The organism is Martelella endophytica, assembly GCF_000960975.1.
Lineage (GTDB): Bacteria > Pseudomonadota > Alphaproteobacteria > Rhizobiales > Rhizobiaceae > Martelella > Martelella endophytica.
Genome location: NZ_CP010803.1, coordinates 3,321,260 through 3,343,545, shown reverse-complemented (window position 1 = coordinate 3,343,545; position 22,286 = coordinate 3,321,260). Strand labels below are relative to the sequence as shown.

At 62.2% G+C, this 22,286-nt stretch carries 22 protein-coding genes; 12 read left to right on the top strand and 10 right to left on the bottom strand.

Annotation, left to right across the window (positions count from 1 at the left end):
- Position 1 precedes the first annotated feature (1 nt).
- Together TM49_RS15280 and ettA are read right to left on the bottom strand one after the other, a co-directional pair.
- Positions 2-1,006: an ArsR/SmtB family transcription factor gene (locus TM49_RS15280; protein ID WP_045682541.1), complete on the bottom strand. Its 1,005-nt coding sequence runs from the start codon at positions 1,004-1,006 to the stop codon at positions 2-4.
- A 426-nt stretch (positions 1,007-1,432) separates the two neighbouring features.
- Positions 1,433-3,082, bottom strand: coding sequence for an energy-dependent translational throttle protein EttA (gene ettA / locus TM49_RS15275; RefSeq protein ID WP_045682539.1), 1,650 nt, complete (start codon positions 3,080-3,082; stop codon positions 1,433-1,435).
- 196 nt (positions 3,083-3,278) lie between these two features.
- Here ettA and TM49_RS15270 point away from each other — a divergent pair, with 196 nt between their 5' ends.
- Positions 3,279-3,584, top strand: a complete 306-nt coding sequence (locus TM49_RS15270; RefSeq protein WP_045682537.1) for a BON domain-containing protein — start codon at positions 3,279-3,281, stop codon at positions 3,582-3,584.
- Positions 3,585-3,587: 3 nt separating this feature from the next.
- Here TM49_RS15270 and TM49_RS15265 read toward each other — a convergent pair whose 3' ends face one another.
- The 4 genes from TM49_RS15265 to TM49_RS15250 form a co-directional block, all read right to left on the bottom strand.
- Complete coding sequence (locus TM49_RS15265) at positions 3,588-4,304, bottom strand: ribonuclease T2 family protein (protein WP_045682535.1); 717 nt, start codon at positions 4,302-4,304, stop codon at positions 3,588-3,590.
- A 130-nt stretch (positions 4,305-4,434) separates the two neighbouring features.
- On the bottom strand, positions 4,435-4,779 hold the full coding sequence (locus tag TM49_RS15260; RefSeq protein WP_045682532.1) for a RidA family protein: 345 nt from the start codon (positions 4,777-4,779) through the stop codon (positions 4,435-4,437).
- Between the two features lie 84 nt (positions 4,780-4,863).
- The gene (locus TM49_RS15255) at positions 4,864-5,202 is read right to left on the bottom strand and encodes a protein tyrosine phosphatase family protein (RefSeq protein ID WP_045682530.1); all 339 of its coding nucleotides are present in this window, start codon (positions 5,200-5,202) and stop codon (positions 4,864-4,866) included.
- Positions 5,203-5,267: 65 nt separating this feature from the next.
- Complete coding sequence (locus TM49_RS15250) at positions 5,268-6,104, bottom strand: DUF4432 family protein (protein ID WP_045682528.1); 837 nt, start codon at positions 6,102-6,104, stop codon at positions 5,268-5,270.
- A gap of 144 nt (positions 6,105-6,248) precedes the next feature.
- On the opposite strand from TM49_RS15250, the gene TM49_RS15245 reads away from it, so the two are divergent.
- The 7 genes from TM49_RS15245 to TM49_RS15215 all read left to right on the top strand — a co-directional run bounded on the left by TM49_RS15245 (position 6,249) and on the right by TM49_RS15215 (position 13,211).
- The gene (locus tag TM49_RS15245) at positions 6,249-7,589 is read left to right on the top strand and encodes a L,D-transpeptidase family protein (RefSeq protein ID WP_045682526.1); all 1,341 of its coding nucleotides are present in this window, start codon (positions 6,249-6,251) and stop codon (positions 7,587-7,589) included.
- Positions 7,590-7,770: 181 nt separating this feature from the next.
- Positions 7,771-8,406: a DAK2 domain-containing protein gene (locus TM49_RS15240; protein ID WP_045682525.1), complete on the top strand. Its 636-nt coding sequence runs from the start codon at positions 7,771-7,773 to the stop codon at positions 8,404-8,406.
- A gap of 60 nt (positions 8,407-8,466) precedes the next feature.
- Positions 8,467-9,891 (top strand): cryptochrome/photolyase family protein, encoded by a 1,425-nt coding sequence (locus tag TM49_RS15235; protein WP_144409577.1) that lies wholly within the window; start codon positions 8,467-8,469, stop codon positions 9,889-9,891.
- A gap of 99 nt (positions 9,892-9,990) precedes the next feature.
- Positions 9,991-11,022, top strand: a complete 1,032-nt coding sequence (locus tag TM49_RS15230) for a cysteine synthase A (protein WP_045685312.1) — start codon at positions 9,991-9,993, stop codon at positions 11,020-11,022.
- Positions 11,023-11,032: 10 nt separating this feature from the next.
- The gene (locus TM49_RS15225; RefSeq protein WP_045682521.1) at positions 11,033-11,755 is read left to right on the top strand and encodes an alanyl-tRNA editing protein; all 723 of its coding nucleotides are present in this window, start codon (positions 11,033-11,035) and stop codon (positions 11,753-11,755) included.
- 35 nt (positions 11,756-11,790) lie between these two features.
- Positions 11,791-12,642, top strand: coding sequence for a 3-mercaptopyruvate sulfurtransferase (gene sseA, locus TM49_RS15220; RefSeq protein WP_045682519.1), 852 nt, complete (start codon positions 11,791-11,793; stop codon positions 12,640-12,642).
- 2 nt (positions 12,643-12,644) lie between these two features.
- The gene (locus TM49_RS15215) at positions 12,645-13,211 is read left to right on the top strand and encodes a GNAT family N-acetyltransferase (RefSeq protein ID WP_045682517.1); all 567 of its coding nucleotides are present in this window, start codon (positions 12,645-12,647) and stop codon (positions 13,209-13,211) included.
- Positions 13,212-13,296: 85 nt separating this feature from the next.
- Here TM49_RS15215 and TM49_RS15210 read toward each other — a convergent pair whose 3' ends face one another.
- On the bottom strand, positions 13,297-13,944 hold the full coding sequence (locus TM49_RS15210) for a PadR family transcriptional regulator (protein WP_045682515.1): 648 nt from the start codon (positions 13,942-13,944) through the stop codon (positions 13,297-13,299).
- 219 nt (positions 13,945-14,163) lie between these two features.
- Between TM49_RS15210 and TM49_RS15205 the strand changes: the two genes are divergently transcribed.
- Positions 14,164-14,658 carry an Lrp/AsnC family transcriptional regulator gene (locus TM49_RS15205; protein WP_045682513.1) on the top strand — a complete coding sequence of 165 codons (495 nt, stop codon included), beginning with the start codon at positions 14,164-14,166 and terminating at the stop codon, positions 14,656-14,658.
- A gap of 4 nt (positions 14,659-14,662) precedes the next feature.
- On the opposite strand, the gene TM49_RS15200 is transcribed toward TM49_RS15205, so the two are convergent.
- The gene (locus TM49_RS15200) at positions 14,663-15,244 is read right to left on the bottom strand and encodes a GNAT family N-acetyltransferase (RefSeq protein ID WP_052699870.1); all 582 of its coding nucleotides are present in this window, start codon (positions 15,242-15,244) and stop codon (positions 14,663-14,665) included.
- 203 nt (positions 15,245-15,447) lie between these two features.
- Here TM49_RS15200 and TM49_RS15195 point away from each other — a divergent pair, with 203 nt between their 5' ends.
- Positions 15,448-17,436: a bifunctional 2',3'-cyclic-nucleotide 2'-phosphodiesterase/3'-nucleotidase gene (locus TM49_RS15195; protein WP_045682509.1), complete on the top strand. Its 1,989-nt coding sequence runs from the start codon at positions 15,448-15,450 to the stop codon at positions 17,434-17,436.
- A gap of 93 nt (positions 17,437-17,529) precedes the next feature.
- On the opposite strand, the gene cckA is transcribed toward TM49_RS15195, so the two are convergent.
- Positions 17,530-20,124 carry a cell cycle histidine kinase CckA gene (gene cckA, locus TM49_RS15190; RefSeq protein ID WP_045682508.1) on the bottom strand — a complete coding sequence of 865 codons (2,595 nt, stop codon included), beginning with the start codon at positions 20,122-20,124 and terminating at the stop codon, positions 17,530-17,532.
- Positions 20,125-20,562: 438 nt separating this feature from the next.
- Between cckA and TM49_RS15185 the strand changes: the two genes are divergently transcribed.
- Entirely contained in the window at positions 20,563-20,922 is a 360-nt protein-coding gene (locus TM49_RS15185) for a flagellar biosynthetic protein FliO (RefSeq protein WP_045682506.1), read from the top strand.
- A gap of 64 nt (positions 20,923-20,986) precedes the next feature.
- On the opposite strand, the gene dksA is transcribed toward TM49_RS15185, so the two are convergent.
- Positions 20,987-21,406 carry an RNA polymerase-binding protein DksA gene (dksA, locus tag TM49_RS15180; protein ID WP_045682504.1) on the bottom strand — a complete coding sequence of 140 codons (420 nt, stop codon included), beginning with the start codon at positions 21,404-21,406 and terminating at the stop codon, positions 20,987-20,989.
- 365 nt (positions 21,407-21,771) lie between these two features.
- Here dksA and TM49_RS15175 point away from each other — a divergent pair, with 365 nt between their 5' ends.
- A complete protein-coding gene (locus TM49_RS15175; RefSeq protein ID WP_045682502.1) occupies positions 21,772-22,281 on the top strand; it encodes a SixA phosphatase family protein in 510 nt (169 codons plus the stop codon).
- Positions 22,282-22,286: the final 5 nt, after the last annotated feature.

Here is a 22,286-nt window from a genome sequence, read left to right as displayed (position 1 = left end):
TTCAGACACTCCTCGAAAATGTGTTCTCGTCCGCAGCCGCCATCAGCACGCGCGGATCATGGGCGAGCCAGACGGTCACCGTCAGCGACCGCTTGGCATCGCCCGCAAAGGGCAGATCGACCACCTGATCGACCTCAAGGCCGGCCGCCCGCATCCAGTCGGACATCGCCTGATGGGAAAAGCCGAGCCGCAAATGGGCGTGTTCGGCGCGCAGGTGCTCCAGATCGTGGGGCGCGAAATCGATAACCGCGAGCCGCCCGCCCGGCCGCATCACGCGCGCCGCCTCGCGGATCGCGACCTCTGGATTCTCCAGGAAATGCAGCACCTGATGAACGATGACGAGATCGAAATCCTCGTTCTCCAGAGGCAGATTGAGAATGTCGCCGAAACGCACCACGGCCCGCGTCAGGCCGGCGGCGTCGAGATTGGCGCGAGCAACGGAAAGCATGTCGCGGCTCGCGTCGACGCCGACAGCGCGGCGGTAGACATCCTTCAAAAGCAGCAGCATGCGGCCGGTGCCCGTGCCGAGATCGAGCACGCTTTCGACCCTCTTGGTGCCGATCAGCTTCACAAGACAGGCTTCGACTTCCGCTTCGGAAATATGCAGCCGCCGCATCTCGTCCCACTCGCCGGCGTGGCGGGCGAAATAGGCCTGCGCCTTTTCCGCGCGCGCCTCCTTGACCGCCGCAAGCCGCGCGGCATCGCGGCGGAGCGCGGAATCATCCTCGGAGGCATGCTTCAGCAGTTCACGCACCAGGCCCGCCGCCCCGCCCTCTTCCTTCAGCCGGAAATAGGCCCAGGCGCCCTCCTGATAGCGATCGATCAGGCCGGCCTCGCCGAGGAGCTTTAGGTGGCGGGAAATGCGCGGCTGCGACTGGCCGAGAATGTCGGTGAGATCGGAGACCGTCAGGTCGCCCGCGGCGAGAAGTGCGATCAGCCTCAGCCGCGTGGGCTCCCCCACCGCCTTCAGCACATCCACCAATGTCTCCAGCCCAAACTTCGCCATCCCGCTCCGCCTTCATCAAGATATAAAGATATGTTTATATCATTAGGCACAGTCGCGCAAGCCTGGATGCAGCATACCACAGACGAAAGTCGGAGCCGAAACGCCAGAGGCCGCCCGCATGCGGCCTGGATCCTCGGGTCAAGCCCGAGGATGACGCTCGTAAAATGGATAGGTTTGTCAGCAGCCCGAGACGCTTCAAAGGCGGGCTCCAACCTGTTCAAAAGCCCGTCGCCCACGCTCCGGGTCATCCTCGGGCTTGACCCGAGGATCCAGGCCGCGAGACGTGCGCTCGCTAAGCCTTTTTTGCTCGACGGCCGAGGCGGACTAGATGCTCCGGCAATGTCCGCCGGAGACAAAACCGAAGCGCCTTTGGTTTTGACAGAAGCCTGAGGCCGCCCGAAGGCGGCCCCTATAGCAATTCGACGATCAGCGCGTCAGCCGCTTGTAGGTCACCCGCTTCGGGTTGACGCTTTCCGGGCCGAGGCGACGGATCTTGTCGGCTTCGTAGTCTTCGAAGTTGCCCTCGAACCATTCCACATGGCTGTCGCCCTCGAAGGCGAGGATGTGGGTGGCGAGGCGGTCGAGGAACATGCGGTCATGGCTGATGACGACGGCGCAGCCGGCGAAGTTTTCCAGCGCATCCTCAAGCGCGCCCAGCGTCTCGGTGTCGAGGTCGTTGGTCGGTTCGTCGAGGAGGAGAACGTTGGAGCCCGACTTCAGCATCTTGGCGAGGTGGACGCGGTTGCGCTGGCCGCCGGAGAGGTTGCCGACCTTCTGCTGCTGGTCGCCGCCCTTGAAGTTGAAGGCGCCGCAATAGGCGCGCGAGTTCATCTCGAACTTGCCGAGCTTGATGATATCGTTGCCGCCGGAAATCTCTTCCCAGACATTCTTGCTACCATCAAGCGAATCGCGGCTCTGGTCGACATAGCCGAGATCGACGGTGTCGCCGACGCGGATGTCGCCGGCGTCGGGCTTTTCCTGGCCGGTGATGAGCTTGAACAGCGTCGATTTACCCGCGCCGTTCGGACCGATGACGCCGACAATGCCGCCGGGCGGCAGCTTGAACGACAGGTCTTCGAACAGCACGCGGCCATCGAAGGACTTCGACAGGTTCTCGGCCTCGATGACCACATTGCCAAGTCGCTCGCCGACCGGAATGATGATCTGGGCATCGCCGGGGCGACGGTTTTCGGCGGAGGCGACCAGTTCGTCATAGGCACGGATACGGGCCTTCGACTTGGCCTGACGGGCCTTGGGGCTGGAGGCAATCCATTCCTGCTCGCGCGACAGCGCCTTCTGGCGACTGCCCTCTTCGCGGGCTTCCTGCGCCAGACGCTTGGCCTTGGCCTGCAGATAGGCCGAGTAGTTGCCCTCGTAGGGAATGCCACGGCCGCGGTCGAGCTCGAGGATCCAGCCGGTGACGTTGTCGAGGAAGTAGCGGTCGTGGGTGACCATCAGGATCGCGCCCGGATATTCGCGCAGGTGCTTTTCAAGCCAGGCGATCGTCTCGGCGTCGAGGTGGTTGGTCGGCTCGTCGAGGAGCAGCAGGTCGGGCTGACGCAGCAAGAGCTGGCAGAGCGCGACGCGGCGCTTTTCGCCGCCGGAGAGGTTTTCGACATTGGCGTCGCCGGGCGGGCAGCGCAGTGCGTCCATCGCCATCTCGACCTGATTTTCCAGATCCCAGAGGTTCTGTGCGTCGATCTCGTCCTGAAGCCGCGCGCCCTCGTCCGCGGTCTCGTCGGAATAGTTCATCATCAGTTCGTTGTAGCGGTCGACGATCGCCTTCTTGTGGGCGACGCCTTCCATCACGTTTTCGAACACGGTCTTGCTGGGATCGAGCTGCGGTTCCTGCGGCAGGTAACCGAGTGTCGCGCCCTCGGCGAGCCAGGCTTCGCCCGTCCATTCCTTGTCGAGGCCGGCCATGATCTTCAAGACGGTCGACTTACCGGCGCCGTTCGGGCCGAGAATGCCGATCTTGGCGTCCGGGTAGAACGACAGATGGATGTCTTCGAGAATCTTCTTGGCGCCATAGGCCTTCTTGAGCCCGGCCATGTGGTAGATGAACTGTCGTGCCATGTCTTTCCTGCTTCCCGTCAATGGATGCTTCGGCGGATGCTTGGGCCGCTATTTATGCGAAAGCCGCTCCGGAAACAATGGAAGCACGGCCAAATGCCACTTTCACGATCGATTTTCTGGACCACGCACCTGTGGCTGAACATTTCAGCGCCCCAGACGTTGATTTGCCAAGACGATCTTTTGGAAGGATATGACAATGCTTCAGAAGAAACCCGCTTTCTTCGGCCGGCCGGTCGAAAACACCGAGGAATGGAACGCTGAGGCCCGCAAGGAGGACGCAGTGGCCTCGGCCCTTGCCGCCTCGGGCCTGGTGGACGCCACCGAAGTCAAGGTCGCGGTCGTCGGCAGTGAAGCGCGGCTGATGGGCGAAGTGGCGCTCGAAGAGGAAATCGCCACCGCCGGGACAATCGCGCTTGCGGTCGAAGGTATCGACCGGGTGCGCAATGTGCTGAGGGTGAAGGACCAGCAGCTCAACGCCGAGGGCGAGAGCCGCTCCCTTTGATCCTTACTGATACCCGGCGGCGTCCACGATGCCGCCGGGGCAGCCGATCGAGGTGCTGCCGGCCCCTTGTATCAGGTCCTCAAGAGACGTTCCCGGCGCATACTTGTCGGAGAGGCCGATCGTGATCTCGTCGATCAACTGCCGATCACCGTCGGTGACGCAGCTGATCTTGATGCGATCCTTGGCACCGCGCCCGTAAGCACCGTTGAAAGCCTTGGCGATCTCGTCGGCGGAGAGTTCCTTGCCAATGCTCGATTGAAACAGCTTGGCGACATCCGAGCCGTTCAGTTGCTCGAGAAGGTCGACCGACGTCTGGAAATAGTTTTCCGGCGTGAACCGGGTGCAGGTGCCGTGCTTCACCCATTCATGGCGCTGAAGATTGGATTGCGTGCCCGGCATCACCTTCGCAACCGTTTCCCGCAGACCATCGCTGAGCGACAGCGCCGGCAAGGCATTCCAGTTGCCGTTCTCGTCTTCGGCGCGGACGTCTGCCGCGACATCGCAATAATTGTCGCCAAGCGGCCAGAGGCCATGCAGCGAGAAATGGCCGGCATCGTAACGGCTGTCCGTCTGGCTCTTGCATTCAGGCTTGTCCTGATGGCCTTCGCAAAAGGCCGGCTGCCAGCTGACGGCCAGGATTGCTGCGGTTTCGCGGGCCATCGCCGGCACCGCCGCCATTGCCGTCAGCGAAATTCCGATTATTGCTGCCTTCAGTTTCATGCTCGCCCCCCCGATTCCCTGATATAATTCCGACGCAGACTAGCCTTTCGGCCGCACAGTTTTAATACATTTCACGGAAAAATGGCCCGGATATGCTCCGGGCCATTTCGGCGGCAAATGCTGCCGCTGATCAGTCGAGAGCGGCCGTAACGGTGAATTCGACGAGAATTTCCGGTGCGGCAAGGTCGGCCTGACTGGTAGCGCGCGCCGGCGTATGGCCGGGAACGACCCAATCCTTCCAGACGGCATTCATCTCGGCAAAGTCCGACATGTCCTTCAGATAGACGAGCGTCTGCAAAAGCTTCGACTTGTCGGAACCGACTTCGGCGAGGAGCGCATCGACCTTGGCCAGGCAATCCTTCGCCTGCTCGGTGACCGTTGCGCCCTTGCCGGTCTGGCCGGCGAGATAGACCGTGTTGCCATGGACAACGGCAGCCGACATCAAAGGACCGGAATTCACGTATTTTACAGACATTTATGCGCTCTTTTCAATGTTAAATATAAAGATATCACAGCCCGCTGATATGCGGACTGCGGAGGAAGAAGACCAAAGGCGGTGTCAGCCGCGCAGCCGCTCGGCGGCCTCATAGATGCGCGTCGAGCGGGCGCCTGAGCGGCAGTAGGCGAGCACCGGCTTTTCCATCTCGTCCAGCGCATCGACCATGCCGGTGACAGCATCCGGCGTCAGCCCCATGCCGCCGACGGGCACATGCGCGGTGTGCAGACCTGCGGCTTCGGCTGCGGCGGAGATCTCGGCGAAGGACGGCTGACCAGCCTCTTCCTCGTCAGGGCGGTTGCACACGATCGAGCGGTAGCCAAGTTCCTTGATCTCGGCAATTTCGTCTGCGGTAATCTGGCCGGTCACGGCGTAGCTGTCATCGATCTGACGGATATCCATAGCGGGACCCTTTCTCTGATTGTGGCCCGAAGGTAGGCGAAGCGCGCGATATTGCAAGGTTCGCCTCAGGCGAACCAGATTCTGAGTGCGAAGCTTTTGCTTTCGCCCGGGGCAAGCAGCGCAAGTTCGCCGGCCTCGAGAAGCTTGCGACGGCTCGTCCAGCGATGCGAGGCTGGCTCGATGCCAAGAATGTGCGCTGGCTCCTGCTGATTGCGCCAGATCTGCAGGAAGGGCAGTGTCCGGGTGTCGGTCGCAAGGTGGAAGGAACGTCCGCCCAACGCTTCGAAGGGCCCAAGCCGGACTGCGGACCAGTCCGCATCCTCGGCCACGGCAGGCACGCAGAAAATGCCGTGCTCGCCCTCGCCGAAGCGCCAGGGCAAGCTCCCCTCCTCCAGCGACGCACTTTCAAGTCGGACGCCGTCGTCGAAGTGCTTCGCGCCGAAGTTGATATGATACATCATCATCGCCGGCAGCGGCACATCGCTCTTGTTGATCACGGTATCGGTGAGCGACAACACGCCGGTGTCGGCATCAATGGTCCAGACACGCTCGATCAGCATGTCGCCGCCATTCGCCGTCTTCACCGGGATTGCGGCAACGCACTCGGCGCCCTCGTCGCCGGTCTCGAATGATTTGACGATGGCCGGGCTGGCCGAAGCCGAGCCATGCAGCGGAAAGAACCGGTCTTCATCCCCCTCGATCGGCTCGGGATGACGGATATGGTCCGGGCCGCAGGTGAACAGGAAACCTTCGAGCGAATGATCGATGCGCGGATCGCCGTCATCCGGAATGGCGCGCTTGGGGGAAAGATCGACCCCTGCGACGACGCAGGCACCGATATCCATGACGGAGGTCGGGTCGAGGGCAATCCTCGGACCGTTCCGGGTGAAAAAATCAATCATCTCGCATCTGCCGTAAAGCTAAATTTAACCATGATTTGGGCCTAATGAAACAAGCGCGTTCAGCGGACGTTCAGCCCTTAGACGACAGCCTGTCGAAAGCGAAACTAGGCGAAAGGGCGCTCGGAAAACAGCAGCAAAACGACCATGACCATTCGAAAAGCAACGTTGTACACGATTCCGTTCCTTCTGGCGGTGGCAGCTCCGCTGGCCCCAGCCGACGCGCACGAGCCGATCTACCGAAACGGCGTCGAGATCTTTCTCGTGCGCCCTGATGGCACGCTCCTCGATTATATCCCGGAATATGGCAGCGTCGTCATGGGACGCGATGCCTATGGTCGTCAGACGCTGCTCGATGCGAATGGCGACCTTGTGGCCACCGAGATGACGGCCCGCGATTATCAGCAGGTTCGTCGCCAGCCCCCTGGCCAGACACCGGAGAGCCGGGGCTGGCAGCGCGATTCGCGCAATGCCCGCTGGCAGGTTCCGCAGGGCGGCTACGGGGCCTACACCTATCCGAATAATGACAATTACGGCAATGGCGGCTGGAATGGCTCCGCTTCCGGCAACTTCGGCGGCGAGCCGCTGCCGCAGGCCGCGCCGCAGACCAGCGAAACCCGCCAGGCCATTGCGCCCGCCAAGCTCGACATGAACGTCGCGGCGCTGCAGGTCTATCTCGATCGCGCCGGCTTCTCGCCGGGCGTCATCGACGGCCGCATGGGCGACAACGTGCAGAAGGCGCTTGCTGCCTACGAGGAAGCGACCGGCACGACGCTCGACCCGAACGCGGACAGCGAGAAGATCCTCGCATCCCTGTCGCTCGATGGTGGCCTGCCGATCACCACCTACACCATCACCGCCGAGGATGCGGCCGGCCCCTATGTCGCCAGCATCCCGAGCGACTACGGCGAGAAGGCCCAGCTTTCGGCCATGTCCTACACCTCCGTGACCGAAATGCTGGCGGAGAAGTTCCATATGGACGAACGGCTGCTGAAGTCGCTCAATCCGGATGCCGATTTCAACCGGCCGGGCACGACGGTGAAGGTGGTCAATCCCGGAGCATCCAAGAAAGGCAGCGTTGCCCGCATCATCGCCGACAAGGCCAAGAAGCAGGTTCTCGCCTATGACGAGGCCGGCGCGCTGATTGCCGCCTATCCGGCAACGATCGGCTCCTCGGATACCCCCTCGCCTTCCGGCACGGTGAGCGTGGAACGGATCGCCATCGACCCGACCTACACCTACGACCCGAAGAAGAACTTCAAGCAGGGCAACAATGACAGCGTACTGACCATCAATCCCGGCCCCAACGGCCCGGTCGGCAATGTCTGGATTGCGCTCTCCAAGCCGAGCTACGGCATTCATGGCACGCCGGATCCGGAAAAGATCGGCAAGACATCGAGCCACGGCTGCGTGCGACTGACCAATTGGGATGCGACTGAGCTCGCGCATATGGTCAAGCCCGGGGTAACCGTCGAATTCGTCGACTGAAGCCCGTTCACGCGGCGGTATCATCTTTTACGTGCAACTGACCTAATGTCTCTTCGCAAATCCTTCTTCATGGGGTAGGTTTTACAAGAAGACCTCGCCTTTTTTGAGCGTCAGATACTCCGATTTTAGCGATTTTGACGGGCCAAGGCCCACCGGTTTCCTCCCGAACCAAACGAAGAAGATGAGCGACATCACCTCCTTTGACATTATCGGCATGTTTTCAGAAATAGCCGTTTCCGTTTCCCGCCACGCCCTGTGGCTGAGCCGCCTCGACACGATTTCAGGTGACGGCGATCACGGCGAAGTCATGACGGCGGCCTTCACCGCGATGGAGCGCAAACTCGCCGCGCTCGATCCCAACGGAATTACGCCTGCCGGCGTCTTCGACATGGCGGCAGAGACCTTTCTGACCATCGATTCCCATTCGGCGCGGCTTTATGCCTCGGCCTTCCGCCGCGCCGGCAGCACGCTTCCGGGCCGCAAGGTCATCCAGGAGAGCGATTTCGACCGCGCCTTCGAGGCGATGGCCGGCGGCATCCTCGCCCACGGCGAGGCCCATGATCCGGACAAGAACATGGTGGATGCCTGGCAGCCGGCGCTCGATGCCTACCGCGCGGCTAAAAACGCGGGAGAGAGCCTCAACGACTGTCTTTGGGCCGCCGCCGGCGCAGCGCTTGAAGGTGCAGAGCCTGAGCATGACGGTAGCCCCTCCGACGCCCTGCCCTTCGGCCATCCGGACAAGGTGATGAATGCGGGCGCGGCATCGGCGGTTCTGGTCATTCGCGCGATGCGCTACGCGCTCGCCGAAGAGGAGTAACCTCCACTTTTCGGTGGTGCGCCCTAGATCATGGGCAGTTGAAACGGACTGCCCGAAACCATGCCAAAGCCTGCCATTCTCTGGATCCGCAAGGATCTCCGCATCGCCGACAACCGCGCCCTGCTCGCTGCCTGCGAAGATAACCGTCCCGTCATCCCCGTCTATATCCGCGAGGATGACGGCAACGGCCCCCTTGGCGGTGCCCAGGCCTGGTGGCTGGAGCGCTCGCTTGCGCGGCTTGGAGAGGCTTATGAGAAACGCGGCGCGCCACTGCTGCTCAAGAGCGGCGCGCCGCTCGCGGTGCTGCGGTCGCTGATCGCGGAGACCGGCGCCACCGCCGTCTATTGGAACCGCCGCTACGAGCCGCTGGGCATCAAGACCGATACGGCGGCGAAGAAGGCCTTGCTCGGTGACGACATCGAGGTCGCAAGCTTTGCCGGACAGATCCTGCATGAACCATCGAAATTCATGACCAAGACCGGCGGTTCCTACAAGGTCTATACGCCTTTCTGGAAGGCCTTCGTCGAGACTGTGCATGTGCCCGATCCGGCCGATGCTCCAAAGAAGCTGACGACGGTGGCCAAGCCCCCGGCTTCGGAAAACCTCGCGGACTGGAACCTCTATCCGGGAAAGCCCGACTGGGCCTCGGCCTTCGGCGAGATCTGGACGCCCGGAGAAGACGGCGCCCGCGAACGCCTGGCCCACTTCATCGATGCCGTCGCTGACGACTATGCCGCAGGCCGGGACCAGCCGGCGAAGGAAGCGACCTCGATGCTCTCCGCGCACCTTGCGCTCGGCGAAATCTCGCCGGCGACAGTCTGGCATGCCGTTGACGGAACGAAGGGTCTTTCGGGAGAAAACCGGAAGAAATTCCTGCAGGAGCTGGTCTGGCGCGACTTCTGCCACCACCTGCTCTTCCACTCACCCGATCTTGCCGACAAGAACTGGAACGACCGCTTTGATGCCTTTGAGTGGAAAAGCGACGAGAAAAGCTTTCGTGCCTGGAGCCGCGGGCAGACCGGATACCCGATTGTCGACGCCGGCATGCGCCAGCTCTGGCGCGAAGGCATCATGCACAATCGGGTCCGGATGATCGTCGCCTCTTTTCTGATCAAGGACCTGATGATCGACTGGCGCCAGGGCGAGAAGTGGTTCCGCGACACGCTGGTCGACGCCGACCCGGCGTCCAACCCGGCCAACTGGCAGTGGGTGGCCGGTTCCGGCGCCGATGCATCACCTTTCTTCCGGGTGTTCAACCCGGTACTGCAGGGCGAGAAATTCGATCCTCAGGGCGATTATGTGCGCCGCTATGTGCCGGAACTTGCCAAGATGCCGGCAAAGCACATCCACGCCCCCTTCGATGCGCCCGACGACGTCCTCGACAAGGCAGGCATCATGCTCGGCAAGGACTATCCGAAGCCGATCGTCGATCACAAGCAGGCGCGCAAGCGCGCGCTTTCGGCATTCGAAGCGGTGAAGGGCTGAAAAGCCTTTGCGCAAAACCGGCGCGGCGTGAAATGTCATGCCTTGCCGACGCGCGGGCGAAGCGCTCAAAGAAAGGCAGCAAAAAGGATCATTATGACCATGAACACCTCTGATTCGGTGATCGGCCTGATCGGCAACACCCCGCTGGTGAAACTGAAGGCGGCCTCCGAGGCCACGGGCTGCAACATTTACGGCAAGGCCGAATTCCTCAATCCCGGCCAGTCGGTCAAGGATCGCGCGGCGCTCTACATCATCCGCGACGCGGAAAGGCGCGGCCTGATCGCGCCCGGCGGCACCATCGTCGAGGGCACGGCCGGCAACACCGGCATTGGCCTCACCATGGTTGCCAATGCGCTTGGCTACAAGTCCGTCATCGTCATTCCGGAAACCCAGGCCGAAGAGAAGAAGGATGCGCTCCGGCTTCTCGGTGCCAGGCTTGTCGAGGTGCCGGCCAAGCCCTATCGCGACCCCAACAACTACGTGAAACTGTCCGGCCGGCTTGCCGAGCAACTGGCAAAGAGCGAGCCGAACGGCGCGATCTGGGCAAACCAGTTCGACAATACCGCCAATCGCGATGCCCATATCGAGACCACCGCCGAGGAAATCTGGCGCGATACCGGCGGCAAGATCGACGGCTTCATCTGCGCGGTCGGCTCCGGCGGCACACTCGCCGGCACGGCGATGGGGCTAAAGGCAAAGAACAAGGACATCAAGATCGGCATCGCCGATCCTGATGGTGCGGCGCTCTTCGAATACTACACCAACGGCGAACTGAAGAGCGAAGGCGGCTCGATCACCGAGGGCATCGGCCAGGGTCGCATCACTGCCAACCTCGAAGGCTTCACCCCGGACTTCGCCTTCCGCATCCCCGACAGCGAGGCACTACCGCTGATCTTCGACCTCGTCGAGCACGAGGGCTTGTGCCTTGGCGGTTCATCGGGCATCAATATAGCCGGTGCTATCCGCCTGGCGCGCACGCTCGGTCCCGGCCACACCATCGTCACCGTACTCTGTGACTATGGCAACCGGTATCAGTCGAAGCTTTTCAACCCCACCTTCCTCAGGGAAAAGGGGCTGCCCATTCCGGGCTGGATCGCCGCCAACACGGAGATTGCCGTCCCGTTCGAATAGAAAGTGTTCCATGCCTGTTGATGCCCTCTACCGCGACGACTTCTATCTCCAGAAATGCGATGCGGTGGTTACGGCAGTGCATGAAGACGGAACCTTCGAAACGGACCGGACCTGCTTTTACGCCACCTCCGGCGGTCAGCCGGGGGATACCGGCGTCGCACACAGCGCTGACGGCCGCTCGATCAGGCTCGACATCACCCGCCACGGCGCAGCCAAGGACACCATCCTGCATGTGCCGGCGGACGGCGAAACGCCGCCCGCCCTTGGCGATGCCCTGACGCTCGAGATCGACTGGCCGCGCCGCGAAAAGCTGATGCGCATGCATACCGCCTGTCATCTTCTTTCCGTCGTCTGTCCTTGTCCAATCACGGGGGCGTCCGTCGGCGAGGACGAATCGCGCGTCGATTTCGACATGAGCGAGACCATCGACAAGGAGGCGGTGACAGCCGCGATGATGCGCCTGGTCGAGGAGGATCATCCGATCTATGTGCAATGGATCACCGATGCGGACCTCGCCGCCAATCCGGACATCGTCAAGTCGAAGAACGTCCGACCGCCGATGGGGCTCGGGCGGGTTTCGCTGATCTGCATCGGCGAAGACGCTGCCGTCGACAGCCAGCCCTGCGGCGGCACGCATGTCCGCTCGACCGCCGCCGTCGGCGCGGTTCATATCGGCAAGATCGAAAAGAAAGGCCGTGAAAACCGGCGCTTCCGTATCCGCTTCGGTGCGTGAGACGAGGCCGGGGTCATGTTGAGGAGTTTTGCAAGATGAGTTCGAAAAGCCGTTTCGTGGTGTCGCCGGACTGGGTCGCCGAGCGTCTCGGTTCGCCCGGCTTTGCCGTCGTCGATGCGTCATGGTACCTGCCCGCCCATCAGCGCGACGCCAAGGCGGAATATGCCGCCGGCCATCTTCCCGGCGCCGTGTTCTTCGATCAGGACGAGATCGCCGACAAGGAATCCGGCCTGCCGCACACCCTGCCCGCACCAGAATTCTTCGCCGCTGAAATGGGCCGGCTCGGCATTGGGGAAGGCGATACCATCGTCGTCTATGACGGCCCCGGATTCTTCGCCGCGCCGCGGGTGTGGTGGATGCTGCGGATCATGGGCGCCGAGGACGTCTACGCTCTCGACGGCGGCCTCGACGGCTGGAAGGCCGAGAGCCGCCCCCTCGAAACCGAGACGCCGGCGCGACCGGCCAAGACCTTCATCCCTGCTTTCCGCGACGAACGCGTGACCTCCTTCGAGGCCATGCGCGACATCGTCGGCTCCGGCAAACGCCAGATCGCCGATGCGCGCGGCGCCGGCCGCTTCGAGGCCGTCGAACCTGAGCCTCGCCCTGGCATGCGCTCCGGCCATATGCCCGGCGCCCGCAACTTGCCCGCCGGCAGCTTCTCGAAGGATGGAAAGTTCAAGACGGTGGAAGAGCTTCGCGCCATGTTCGACGAGGCCGGCATCGATCTCGACCGCCCCGTCGTCACCAGTTGCGGCTCCGGCGTCACGGCCGCCATCATCACGCTCGCGCTTGAAAGCGTCGGGCACGCCGACAACACGCTCTATGACGGTTCCTGGTCGGAATGGGGCAGCCGCGACGATACCGCCATTGTGACCGGAAAGGCCTGAGTATGCAGGAAGAAGAGAAGCCCGGCCCGCTCCGTGTTCATGTCACCCGCCTGGAAATGACGGCGCCGCCGAAAGCGCACATGATCGCGCCGTCGAGCCTGCATATCGCGCTGATGCGCGTGCCGGAAATTCCGCTGCCCTTCTATCGCTTTCTCTACCGCCAGGTGGGCACGCGCTGGGAGTGGGTCGACAGACTGCGGATGAGCGACGAGACACTCTCGCAAACCATCCACAACGACCGGACGACGATCACCGTCTTCTACCTGGAGGGCGCACCGGCGGGCTTCTACGAATACCATCGCAAGGACGACGGCATCACCGAACTGGTGCATTTCGGCCTGTTCGAGCGCGCGCTCGGCTTCGGCGTCGGCAAATGGTTCCTGCTGCAGGGGCTGAAGGCGATCTGGTCCGACAAGCCGGAAAAGGTTGTGACCGAGACCAACAATCTCGACCATCCGCGCGCACTCCAGCTCTACCAGCAGTTCGGCTTTTCCCCGGTTTCGACCTATGAAAGCGAGATCACGCCGCTGAGCGACGCCGAGCTCCTGGCGTTTGCACGCAAGCTTTAGGTTGGGCGCCCGAAGAGGGCCGGCAGAACTTTGCCATCATCGATCTCCCCCCAAGGGGAGAGATCGATGATGTTTGCTTCCCGCTTCAGCTTTCCCGCGGCGGCGCGAAGCCTGACGGGAGGTCGTCGTCTTCGAGCTTTTCGGCGAAGTCGAGCAGAGCGCGCACGATGGTACCGGCGGCAGCCTCGTCTTCTTCCAGCTTGCGGTCGACCACCTCGCGGAGGTTCAGGAAGGCCGCTTCGACGCTCTTCGGCAGATTGCCGCCGCCCCTGGCGCGGTCCCACTTCTTCTGGCGGAACTTGAGCCGCTCGGCGACCATCTGCAGCGCCTTCACCGCCATCGCCGCTTCCGGCTCCTGTTCGTCGAGGTAGGTCTTGCCCTCTTCGGTGATGGAGTAGCGTTTCTTGTTGCCCTCGCTTTCGGCGACCACATAGCCGCCTTCCTCGAGATAGGAGAGCGTCGGGTAAATGACGCCCGGGCTCGGCGAATAGAAGCCGCCGCTCATTTCCTCGATCGCCTTGATGATCTCGTAGCCGTGCCGCGGCTCCTCCGAGATCAACTGCAGCACCAGCACGCGAATGCGCCCCTGGCCGAGGAAGCGACCGATGCGACCATTGCCGTCATCATCGCCGAAACCGCGCCCGCCGGGTCCGCCGCGCCCATGGCGATGGCCTGGGCCCCGCCCCATGGCGAGAAACTCCCGCATGTCGAAATGTTCAAATCTGCCACGCATGTGACAATCCTTCCGTTATGTTTTCGATATATCTAAACATAGTCCGACTTCTCAGATCCGCAAGTGGTTTCGATATATCTAAATCATATTTTTGCGACAGATAAGGATCGGTAACGCACACCGCCGGATTGATGTTTCCTTGCGGAAAACACCTTGTATCGGACGCAAATTCGTATATTGCTCGACGATAAAGAGAAAAAATCGAAGGGAGTTCGAAAGATGGAACTCGACGACATTGATCGTGCCATCCTGCGGGCGCTGCAGAGTAACGGCCGCATCACCAATGCGGAACTGGCCGAAACCGTCGGGCTGTCGCCATCGGCGTGCTCACGCCGGCTCGACATACTGGAAAAGAGCGGCGTGATCGAGGGCTACACCGCGAAAATCTCACCGGAAGCGCTCGGCTACAAGATGACGGCGCTGGTGCACATTTCGCTTTCCGGCCAGTTCGCCCGAACGCTTTCCGAATTCGAGGAAGCGGTGAAGCGCTGCCCCAACATCATCGTCTGCTACATGGTCTCGGGCGAATATGACTATGTCATGCGCGTCGCGGCCAAGGACCTCAAGGATTACGAGCGTATCCACCGCGACTGGCTCTCCGCCCTGCCGCATGTGGTGCAGATCAACTCGTCCTTCGCGCTGCGGCCGATCATCGAACGCTTCAATGTAGGCGTCGATGACGATACCGTCGAACCGCCTGGCGCGGCGGGGTGAACGATCACCCCTTCTTGACGAGGAGCAGCCAGTTTTCGCCTTCCGCCTGCCAGTCGTCCGTGGTGACGATCGGAAGACGGTCGGCCTCCTCAAACCCCAACCGCGCGTAGAAGCGACGCGCCGGCCCGTTCGCATCCGAGAGGATCAGGCTGAGATCGCGGCCATGCGACAGCCGTTCAGCCTTGTCGATGAGGATAGATCCGAGCCCGCGGCCACGATACTCGGCGTAGGCTGCAAGCACATGCAGATGAAAGGTACCGGCCGCCCTCACCTTCAGGGCTTTCAGCGGCGCAAAGACCGGATGGTCGCGCTCGGCTCCATAGCCCGGCGCGTCGCCGTCGAGATGAAAGGCGATCAGCACCGCGGCAACGTCCGAGCCGAGCGTTGCCACCGTGCCGTTCTTCCAGGAGATCGCCTTGTCCTCGCGCGCGACGAAATCGCGGCCTGCCTGCCAGGCATCCTCACCACCGCCATCGAGCCGGCTCCAGCACCAGAGCGGCAGGCCGTGCCCGGCAATGTTGATGAGCCTAACGATGTCCGGCGCATCCTCCCGCCTTGCATCCCGAATTGTGAAACTACCGACCAATGCCACCCTCCTTCATGACGCCTGCCAAGCTCTCGCCCGGCCGGCGCATGGCGATTTCTTCCTCCGCGCGAAAAGCCATTTGGATTTTCCACCCGATGAGCTAGCCTGTCACAAAGTCGCAGCTCATACCATGGGCTGTGTCAATCGCCTGTCACACACGCGGTGCAAACCAGCCTGATATTCCAGAACTCCGGAGCCGACGCATGAACCCGAATCCCGCTCTACCGCCGATCTCGCGCCGCAGCCTTCTGCGCGGCATGACCGCAGCCTCCGCCCTCGTCATGCTGCATCCCTTCTCGGCGAGGGCCGCCGCCAACCAGGCGCATCTTCGGCTGATGGAGACCACGGACATCCACGTCAATGTCTTCCCCTACGACTACTATGCCGACCGACCGAACGACACGATGGGCCTCGCGCGCACGGCGACCATCATCGATGGCATCCGGGCCGAATCAACCAATTCGATGCTGATGGACAATGGCGACTTCCTGCAGGGCAACCCGATGGGCGACTACATCGCCTATGAGCGCGGCATGAAGGTCGGCGATGTACACCCCGTGATCAAGGCGATGAACGTGCTCGGCTATGATGCCGGCACGCTCGGCAACCACGAATTCAACTATGGCCTCGATTTCATGGACAAGGTCGTGAGCGGCGCCAACTTTCCTTACGTCTGCGCCAATCTGACGTCCGGCGAGCTCGCCGACGATCCGACCAAAGACGCGTTGATGTTCAAGCCGTACATCATCAAGGAAAAGATGATCAAGGACGGTGACGGCAATGAAAGCCCCGTCAGGATCGGCTTCATCGGCTTCGTGCCGCCGCAGATCATGGTCTGGGACGAGAAGAACCTGAAGGGCAAGGCCAACACCCGCGACATTGTCGAAGCAGCCGAGGCCTGGGTACCCGTGATGAAGCAGGAGGGCGCCGATATCATCGTGGCGCTGTCGCATTCCGGCATTGATGGTACCGGCCCCGCGCCGATGATGGAAAACGCCTCGCTTTATCTCGCCGATGTCGACGGCATCGACGTCGTCTTCACCGGTCACCAGCACCTCGTCTTCCCGGGCTCCGACGATTTCGCCGGCGTCGAGGGCGCCGACATCGGAAAGGGCACGCTGAAGGGCAAACCGGCCGTGATGGCCGGGTTCTGGGGCTCGCATATGGGCCTCGTCGACCTGCTCCTCGAAAAGGATGGCGACAGCTGGACGATTGCCGACTTCACGGTCGAGGCACGCCCGATCTACCACCGCAACGAGGATCGCCAGGTGGTCGCCGACGTCGAGTCCGACCCGGAGGTCGTTGCCGCCGCGGAAGCCGATCACCAGGCGACGCTCGAATATGTCCGCACCCCCGTCGGCAAGACCGCGGCGCCGCTGCAGTCCTATTTCGCTCTGGTCGCCGACGACCCCTCGGTGCAGATCGTGTCGCAGGCCCAGACCTGGTACACCAAGGACATGCTGAAGGACGGCGAATACAAGGATTATCCGGTGCTCTCCGCAGCCGCCCCCTTCAAGGCCGGTGGTCGCGGTGGTCCGGACTATTATACGGAAGTTCCCGCCGGTGACGTCGCCATCAAGAACGTCGCCGACCTCTACCTCTACCCGAACACCACGCGCGCCGTGCTGATCACCGGCGCACAGGTCAAGGAATGGCTGGAAATGTCGGCCGGCATGTTCAACCAGGTGGCCGACGGCGCACAGGATGCACCGCTCCTCAACCCGGACTTCCCGTCCTACAATTTCGATGTCATCGACGGCGTGAACTACCGCATCGACCTGTCACAGCCGGCGCGGTATTCGAAGGGCGGTGAGCTTGCCAATCCCGACAGCCATCGCATCGTCGACCTCTCCTATGCCGGCAAGCCGATCGACCCCGAGCAGAAATTCGTTGTCGCCACCAACAACTACCGCGCCGGTGGCGGTGGCAACTTCCCCGGCATCAACGGCGATGTCGTGATCTTCGTCGGCCCCGATACCAATCGCGACGTCATCGTCCGCTATATCGTCGAACAGGGCACGATCAACCCGACCGCCGACTTCAACTGGACCTTCGATCCGATGCCGGGCACCACCGCCGTCTTCGAGACCGGCCCACGCGCCGCCCAGTACATCGACGACGTCAAGGGCGCCAAGATCGAGACCGCCGGCGACGGCGAGAACGGCTTTGCGCTCTACCGCGTCGTTCTCTGATCTCGCCGATAGCGATCCCCGAATGCAAAAGGGCGGCCCTGCGGGGTCGCCCTTTTTGGTGTGCGCTAAGCACCGCAAGCTGCGATCGGCGCCTCAGCCCTCGCGCAGCATCTCCCAGACGGCCGCGACAAGCTGTTTCAGGTTGTAGGGCTTCGGCAGGAAGCCGAACTTAGCGTCGTCAGGCAGGTTCTTCGCGAAAGCATCGTCGGCGTAGCCGGAGACGAAGATGAACTTCAGCTCCGGATAGTCCTTGCGGGCCTCCCGCAGCAGCGTCGGGCCGTCCATCGCCGGCATCACCACGTCTGAGACGACGATATCGACGGCGCCGTCGAGCTTCTTCAGGATTTCCATCGCATGCACGCCGGTATCGGCCTCGTGCACGGTAAAGCCGCGCATTTCCAGCATGCGTTTGCCGGACCGGCGCACCGCGTCCTCGTCCTCGACGAGAAGGACCACGGCCGACTGGCCGGTCAGATCCATATCCTCTTCGCGCGGCGCTTCGGCATCACCCTCGTTCGCCTCGGTGAAGGCAGCGGCGATCGGCTGGCCCTTATGATCCTTCGGTGTCTCCGCCTGCTCGACCGCCTCGCCGCGCTCGTGACGCGGCAGCAGGATGAGGAAGCTCGTGCCCTTGCCCACTTCCGAGATCGGATGCAGGTAACCGCCGGACTGGGTGACGATGCCATAGACCATGGCGAGGCCGAGGCCGGTGCCCTTGCCGACGTCCTTGGTGGTGAAGAAGGGCTCGAAGATCTTGTCGAGCACTTCGGGCGGTATGCCGGTGCCCGTATCCTTGACCTCGACCAGCACATAATCGCGCTCCGGCACTTCGCGCAGGCCAAGGTCAGAGACTTCGGATGCCGGCAGGTTGCGCGTCTTGACCGTCAGCGTGCCACCGTCCGGCATCGCGTCGCGGGCATTGACGCAGAGATTGGTGATCACCTGGCCGAACTGCGCGGCGTCGGTTTTCACCGGCCACAGGTCGCGGGAAAAATCGGTCACCAGTTCGATGTCGGAGCCGCTTGTCATCCGCACCATCATGAACCGCATCTCATCGATGACGTCCGTGAGGTCGACGACGGCCGGGCGCATGGTCTGCTGGCGCGAGAAGGCAAGCAGCTGCCGCACCAGCAGCGAGGCGCGGTTGGCATTGCGCTTGATCTCGACGAGATCGGCAAATTCCGGATCGGAGGCACGCGACTGCAACAGCAGGTGGTCGGCGGAGAGCAGGATCGCGGTCAGGACATTGTTGAAGTCATGGGCAATGCCGCCGGCAAGGGTTGCCACCGCATTCAGCTTCTGCGTCCGGCTCATCTGCGCCTCGAGCGCCTTCTGTTCGCTGATCTCGATGACATAGACCAGCGCCATCGCATCGGCGCCGGCAGCGGCATGCACGAAGAAGCGGAAGTGGCGGTCATCGGCCGAGGCATGGCGCGCCTCGAACGGGGCAATCTCGGCATGCCTGTCGGCCGCCTCTGCGAGCGCCTCGTTCATCTTCTCGCGGTCGGCGTCGTCGATGATCGAGGCGATCTTCATGCCGCGGCCGACATCCTCGCGCCGCACGCTGTCGGCGAACATCGACAGGAAGCGGGTATTGGTGCTGGTCAGCCGGCCGGCGCGATCTACGATGGCAATCGCCATCGGGGTGTCGTTGAAGAAACGCTCTTCCCCGCCCGTGCCGGATGAGCGCTCGTCCGCATCCTCGCGGCGCAGCACCACCGTGCGGCTCTCGCCAGGGCGGCCATCACGTCCGCCGGAGACGTCGTGTAGTAGCCGAACCGCAAAGTTCCGGCCGGACGCAAGACGCATGGAGACGTCGAGGGTCTCGCTCAGCCGTTCGCCGGGGCCCGCCTGCAGCGCATCAAGGATCGCATTGCCATCCCCCGCAACGAGATCGGACAGCGCCACCGTGCCCGGCACGAAGGAGGCAAGGTCGATATCGAGCCAGCCCGCGAGCGTGGCGTTGATGTACCGGATCCGGTCTTCGGCATCGGATGTCATGAAGCCGACGGGGGCGTGATCGAGATAGTCGATCGCCTTCTGCAGTTCGCGGAAGTATCGCTCCTGCTCCTGCCGTTCTTCGGTGATCTCGGAGATCTGCCAGATGTGGTAATTGTGGGTGCGACCGCGGCTGTCGGCGATCGGGACGAATCGGGCCTGCAGTCGATACCAGTGGGCGCTGCCGTCGCTCTTGCCGGAAAGCGGCTTCGACAGACGGAATTCCTCCTGACCGTTGACGCCGCCGCGCACGATCTGGCTCAGACGATAGAGCACCTCGGAGCCTTCCGGCTCTTCCGAGAGCAGCGTTTCAAGACCGGACGGCGTCGCCTCGTCTCCGGTCAGCCGCGCATAGGCCGCATTGGCATAAACCATGCGATCGCGATGATCGGTGATGAGAACGGCTTCGGGATACCGATCGAGAAAGGGACCGGCGAAATCGTTGGTGGCGTGAGAGGGGAACAACCGCACGAGCCCGAGCAGCGCCGCCAGCACGAAGAAAACGCCGAAAATCGCGAAGAAGCCGAGCGCCGCCATCAGCCAGTCCGCCGGCAGGTAGCCGCGATACTGATAGCCGAGCGCCACGATTGCCGCCAGGATCAGCAGCACCATGGCAAGCCGGCCGACAGTGCCGGCACGCAAGCCGCGCTGAATCGCCGGTTCGAAGCTCTTTCCGCCCTCGTCTGCCATCAAACCCTCGTTTTATCTGACCGGTCGTGACCGAACCGTCGGGATCGCCCGGTCGTGCCGTTTGCGCCCCTCTGCGACGCCCGATGTCGTTTGTTTGTCGCGGTTTCGCCGGGAAACCGTGCCTGATCGCTTTAGCGCCCCTTTTCAGGCCGGGCAATGCCCGCGACATGCCAATCTGGAGCCGCAATGTTAGGTTCAAAAGCTTAAGATTGGGTTTTGTGCCGCAATTCGGCCCGCAAAGGCGCGTTCGGGTGAGCGGACGGTGTTCTCGCAGCGCCGCGAGTTGACAAATCGGCAAGAAACACGTGCTACTCTGACCATACATGCTTCGCCCGTGCCACACGGGCAGGCGGTGGTAAATTCGAAGAAGCACGATGGCATTGGCGGTTGCGCACCTCCCCGAGGATGAGCGCCGCATGAAAGAGAAGAGGAATAGCGATGGGAAGCCTGGACTGGAGCGGAGCCATTTTCGATTTCCCGACGCTTGCGATCGGGGTCATCATCCTGGCCGTGCTTGCCATCTGGTTCCTGCTGCGCCACCGGCCGCCGTCACCATTCATCAAGGGCGGCAAGAACCGCAGGCCGCGGCTCTTCGTCGTCGATGCCGCAGCCGTCGATGCGCGTCGACGCATCGTGCTGATCCGACGCGACAATGTCGAACATCTGGTGATGATCGGCGGCCCGAACGATCTGTTGCTGGAAACACGGATTCCCGCACCGATCGGCGCCCGCCATCCGCGCGCGGAAGGCCAGCCGGCCGAAACAGCCACACCGAAAACCAGTGGCCCTCAGGCCTGAAGCCGCAAAGGCAACGATGCAAATCAAAAGGCCGCGTCAGGTGACTGACGCGGCCTTTTGATGTTCATTCGTCGCGATAGACTTTTTCGCGTCGCTCGTGGCGCTCCTGCGCCTCGATCGACAAGGTCGCGATCGGACGCGCATCAAGCCGGCGAAGACCGATCGGCTCACCCGTCTCCTCGCAGTAACCGTAAGTTCCGTCATCAATTCGGCGCAGCGCCGCGTCAATCTTGGAGATCAGCTTGCGCTGACGATCGCGTGCTCGCAATTCGATGGAACGGTCGGTTTCGGAGGAAGCCCGGTCGGCAAGATCCGGGTGGTTCGCGCTTTCGGCTGCCAGATTTTCGAGCGTCTCACGCGCCTCACGCAAAATGTCGTTTTTCCAAGCGATCAGTTTTGCGCGGAAATAGGCCCGCTGGTTGGGATTCATGAACTCTTCGTCATCGGAGAGAACATAGCTACTAAGATCAATGTTCTTGTTCAAAGCCATTCTCCTGAACAACACCCCACGCGCGGTGTATATCCCAAACAAATATCGCGATTCAAGCCTATGATTGAAAATTAAGCAGTTACAAAACTGTCAAAAAAATAGGCCCCGCGACTGGATTTTATGCAATTTTGCCGCAACCGGGGCGAAATCCACGCCGATTCCGCGCAACCGCGCTCATCAAGCGCTAAAATCGTTTCGCAAACGGCCGAGGGCGCCGCATAAATGATCATTGTGGAAAACCTAAAAAGCGCCCGCAGACCGCCGCCCGAGCCAAAAAACCGGAAGGGCTTGCGCGACATTCATGCTAAGGGCATGTTCAGCCCGCAGCAGAACAGCGACGCGCCGCCTCGAGTAGAAAGATGTCGACAATCAGCCCGCCACCCGAACGGATCTATCTTGTCCGGCACGCCCAGGCCGTGTGGCCGGAGCCGAACATTCGTGATTACGAACGCCTGCTGTCCAAGCGCGGAGCAGATGATGCCGAGGCCATGGCCAAGCGACTGAAGCAGAACGGATTCGTGCCCGACCTGATCCTTTCTTCATCCGCCATGCGCTGCCGGCAGACGGCCGATGCCGCCTACCGCGCGCTGGGCCGCTCGCCGACCTGCCGGTTCCTCGATGACTTCTATCAGGCGGCTCCCATCACCTATCTCGAAGCCATTGAAGAGTGCGACGCCGCCGCAGTGATGATCGTTGGCCATAATCCCGGCATCGAGGAAGCCCTGCTGATGCTGGTCGGCTACGAGGCCTTCAATAAGGCCTGCCCCTATGGCTACCCGACGTCAGGCGTTGCCGTGCTCGATTATGCGGGCACCGGTGAAGGCGGCGACGCCCCTTCATGGCATCTGACCGAATTCCTCGCCCCCTGATTGCC

Bases quoted from the DNA above. Each gene is read 5' to 3' on its own strand.
- TM49_RS15280 (WP_045682541.1), bottom strand. From the start codon at position 1,006: ATGGCGAAGTTTGGGCTGGAGACATTGGTGGATGTGCTGAAGGCGGTG.
- ettA (WP_045682539.1), bottom strand. From the start codon at position 3,082: ATGGCACGACAGTTCATCTACCACATGGCCGGGCTCAAGAAGGCCTAT.
- TM49_RS15270 (WP_045682537.1), top strand. From the start codon at position 3,279: ATGCTTCAGAAGAAACCCGCTTTCTTCGGCCGGCCGGTCGAAAACACC.
- TM49_RS15265 (WP_045682535.1), bottom strand. From the start codon at position 4,304: ATGAAACTGAAGGCAGCAATAATCGGAATTTCGCTGACGGCAATGGCG.
- TM49_RS15260 (WP_045682532.1), bottom strand. From the start codon at position 4,779: ATGTCTGTAAAATACGTGAATTCCGGTCCTTTGATGTCGGCTGCCGTT.
- TM49_RS15255 (WP_045682530.1), bottom strand. From the start codon at position 5,202: ATGGATATCCGTCAGATCGATGACAGCTACGCCGTGACCGGCCAGATT.
- TM49_RS15250 (WP_045682528.1), bottom strand. From the start codon at position 6,104: ATGATTGATTTTTTCACCCGGAACGGTCCGAGGATTGCCCTCGACCCG.
- TM49_RS15245 (WP_045682526.1), top strand. From the start codon at position 6,249: ATGACCATTCGAAAAGCAACGTTGTACACGATTCCGTTCCTTCTGGCG.
- TM49_RS15240 (WP_045682525.1), top strand. From the start codon at position 7,771: ATGAGCGACATCACCTCCTTTGACATTATCGGCATGTTTTCAGAAATA.
- TM49_RS15235 (WP_144409577.1), top strand. From the start codon at position 8,467: ATGCCAAAGCCTGCCATTCTCTGGATCCGCAAGGATCTCCGCATCGCC.
- TM49_RS15230 (WP_045685312.1), top strand. From the start codon at position 9,991: ATGAACACCTCTGATTCGGTGATCGGCCTGATCGGCAACACCCCGCTG.
- TM49_RS15225 (WP_045682521.1), top strand. From the start codon at position 11,033: ATGCCTGTTGATGCCCTCTACCGCGACGACTTCTATCTCCAGAAATGC.
- sseA (WP_045682519.1), top strand. From the start codon at position 11,791: ATGAGTTCGAAAAGCCGTTTCGTGGTGTCGCCGGACTGGGTCGCCGAG.
- TM49_RS15215 (WP_045682517.1), top strand. From the start codon at position 12,645: ATGCAGGAAGAAGAGAAGCCCGGCCCGCTCCGTGTTCATGTCACCCGC.
- TM49_RS15210 (WP_045682515.1), bottom strand. From the start codon at position 13,944: ATGCGTGGCAGATTTGAACATTTCGACATGCGGGAGTTTCTCGCCATG.
- TM49_RS15205 (WP_045682513.1), top strand. From the start codon at position 14,164: ATGGAACTCGACGACATTGATCGTGCCATCCTGCGGGCGCTGCAGAGT.
- TM49_RS15195 (WP_045682509.1), top strand. From the start codon at position 15,448: ATGAACCCGAATCCCGCTCTACCGCCGATCTCGCGCCGCAGCCTTCTG.
- cckA (WP_045682508.1), bottom strand. From the start codon at position 20,124: ATGGCAGACGAGGGCGGAAAGAGCTTCGAACCGGCGATTCAGCGCGGC.
- TM49_RS15185 (WP_045682506.1), top strand. From the start codon at position 20,563: ATGGGAAGCCTGGACTGGAGCGGAGCCATTTTCGATTTCCCGACGCTT.
- TM49_RS15175 (WP_045682502.1), top strand. From the start codon at position 21,772: ATGTCGACAATCAGCCCGCCACCCGAACGGATCTATCTTGTCCGGCAC.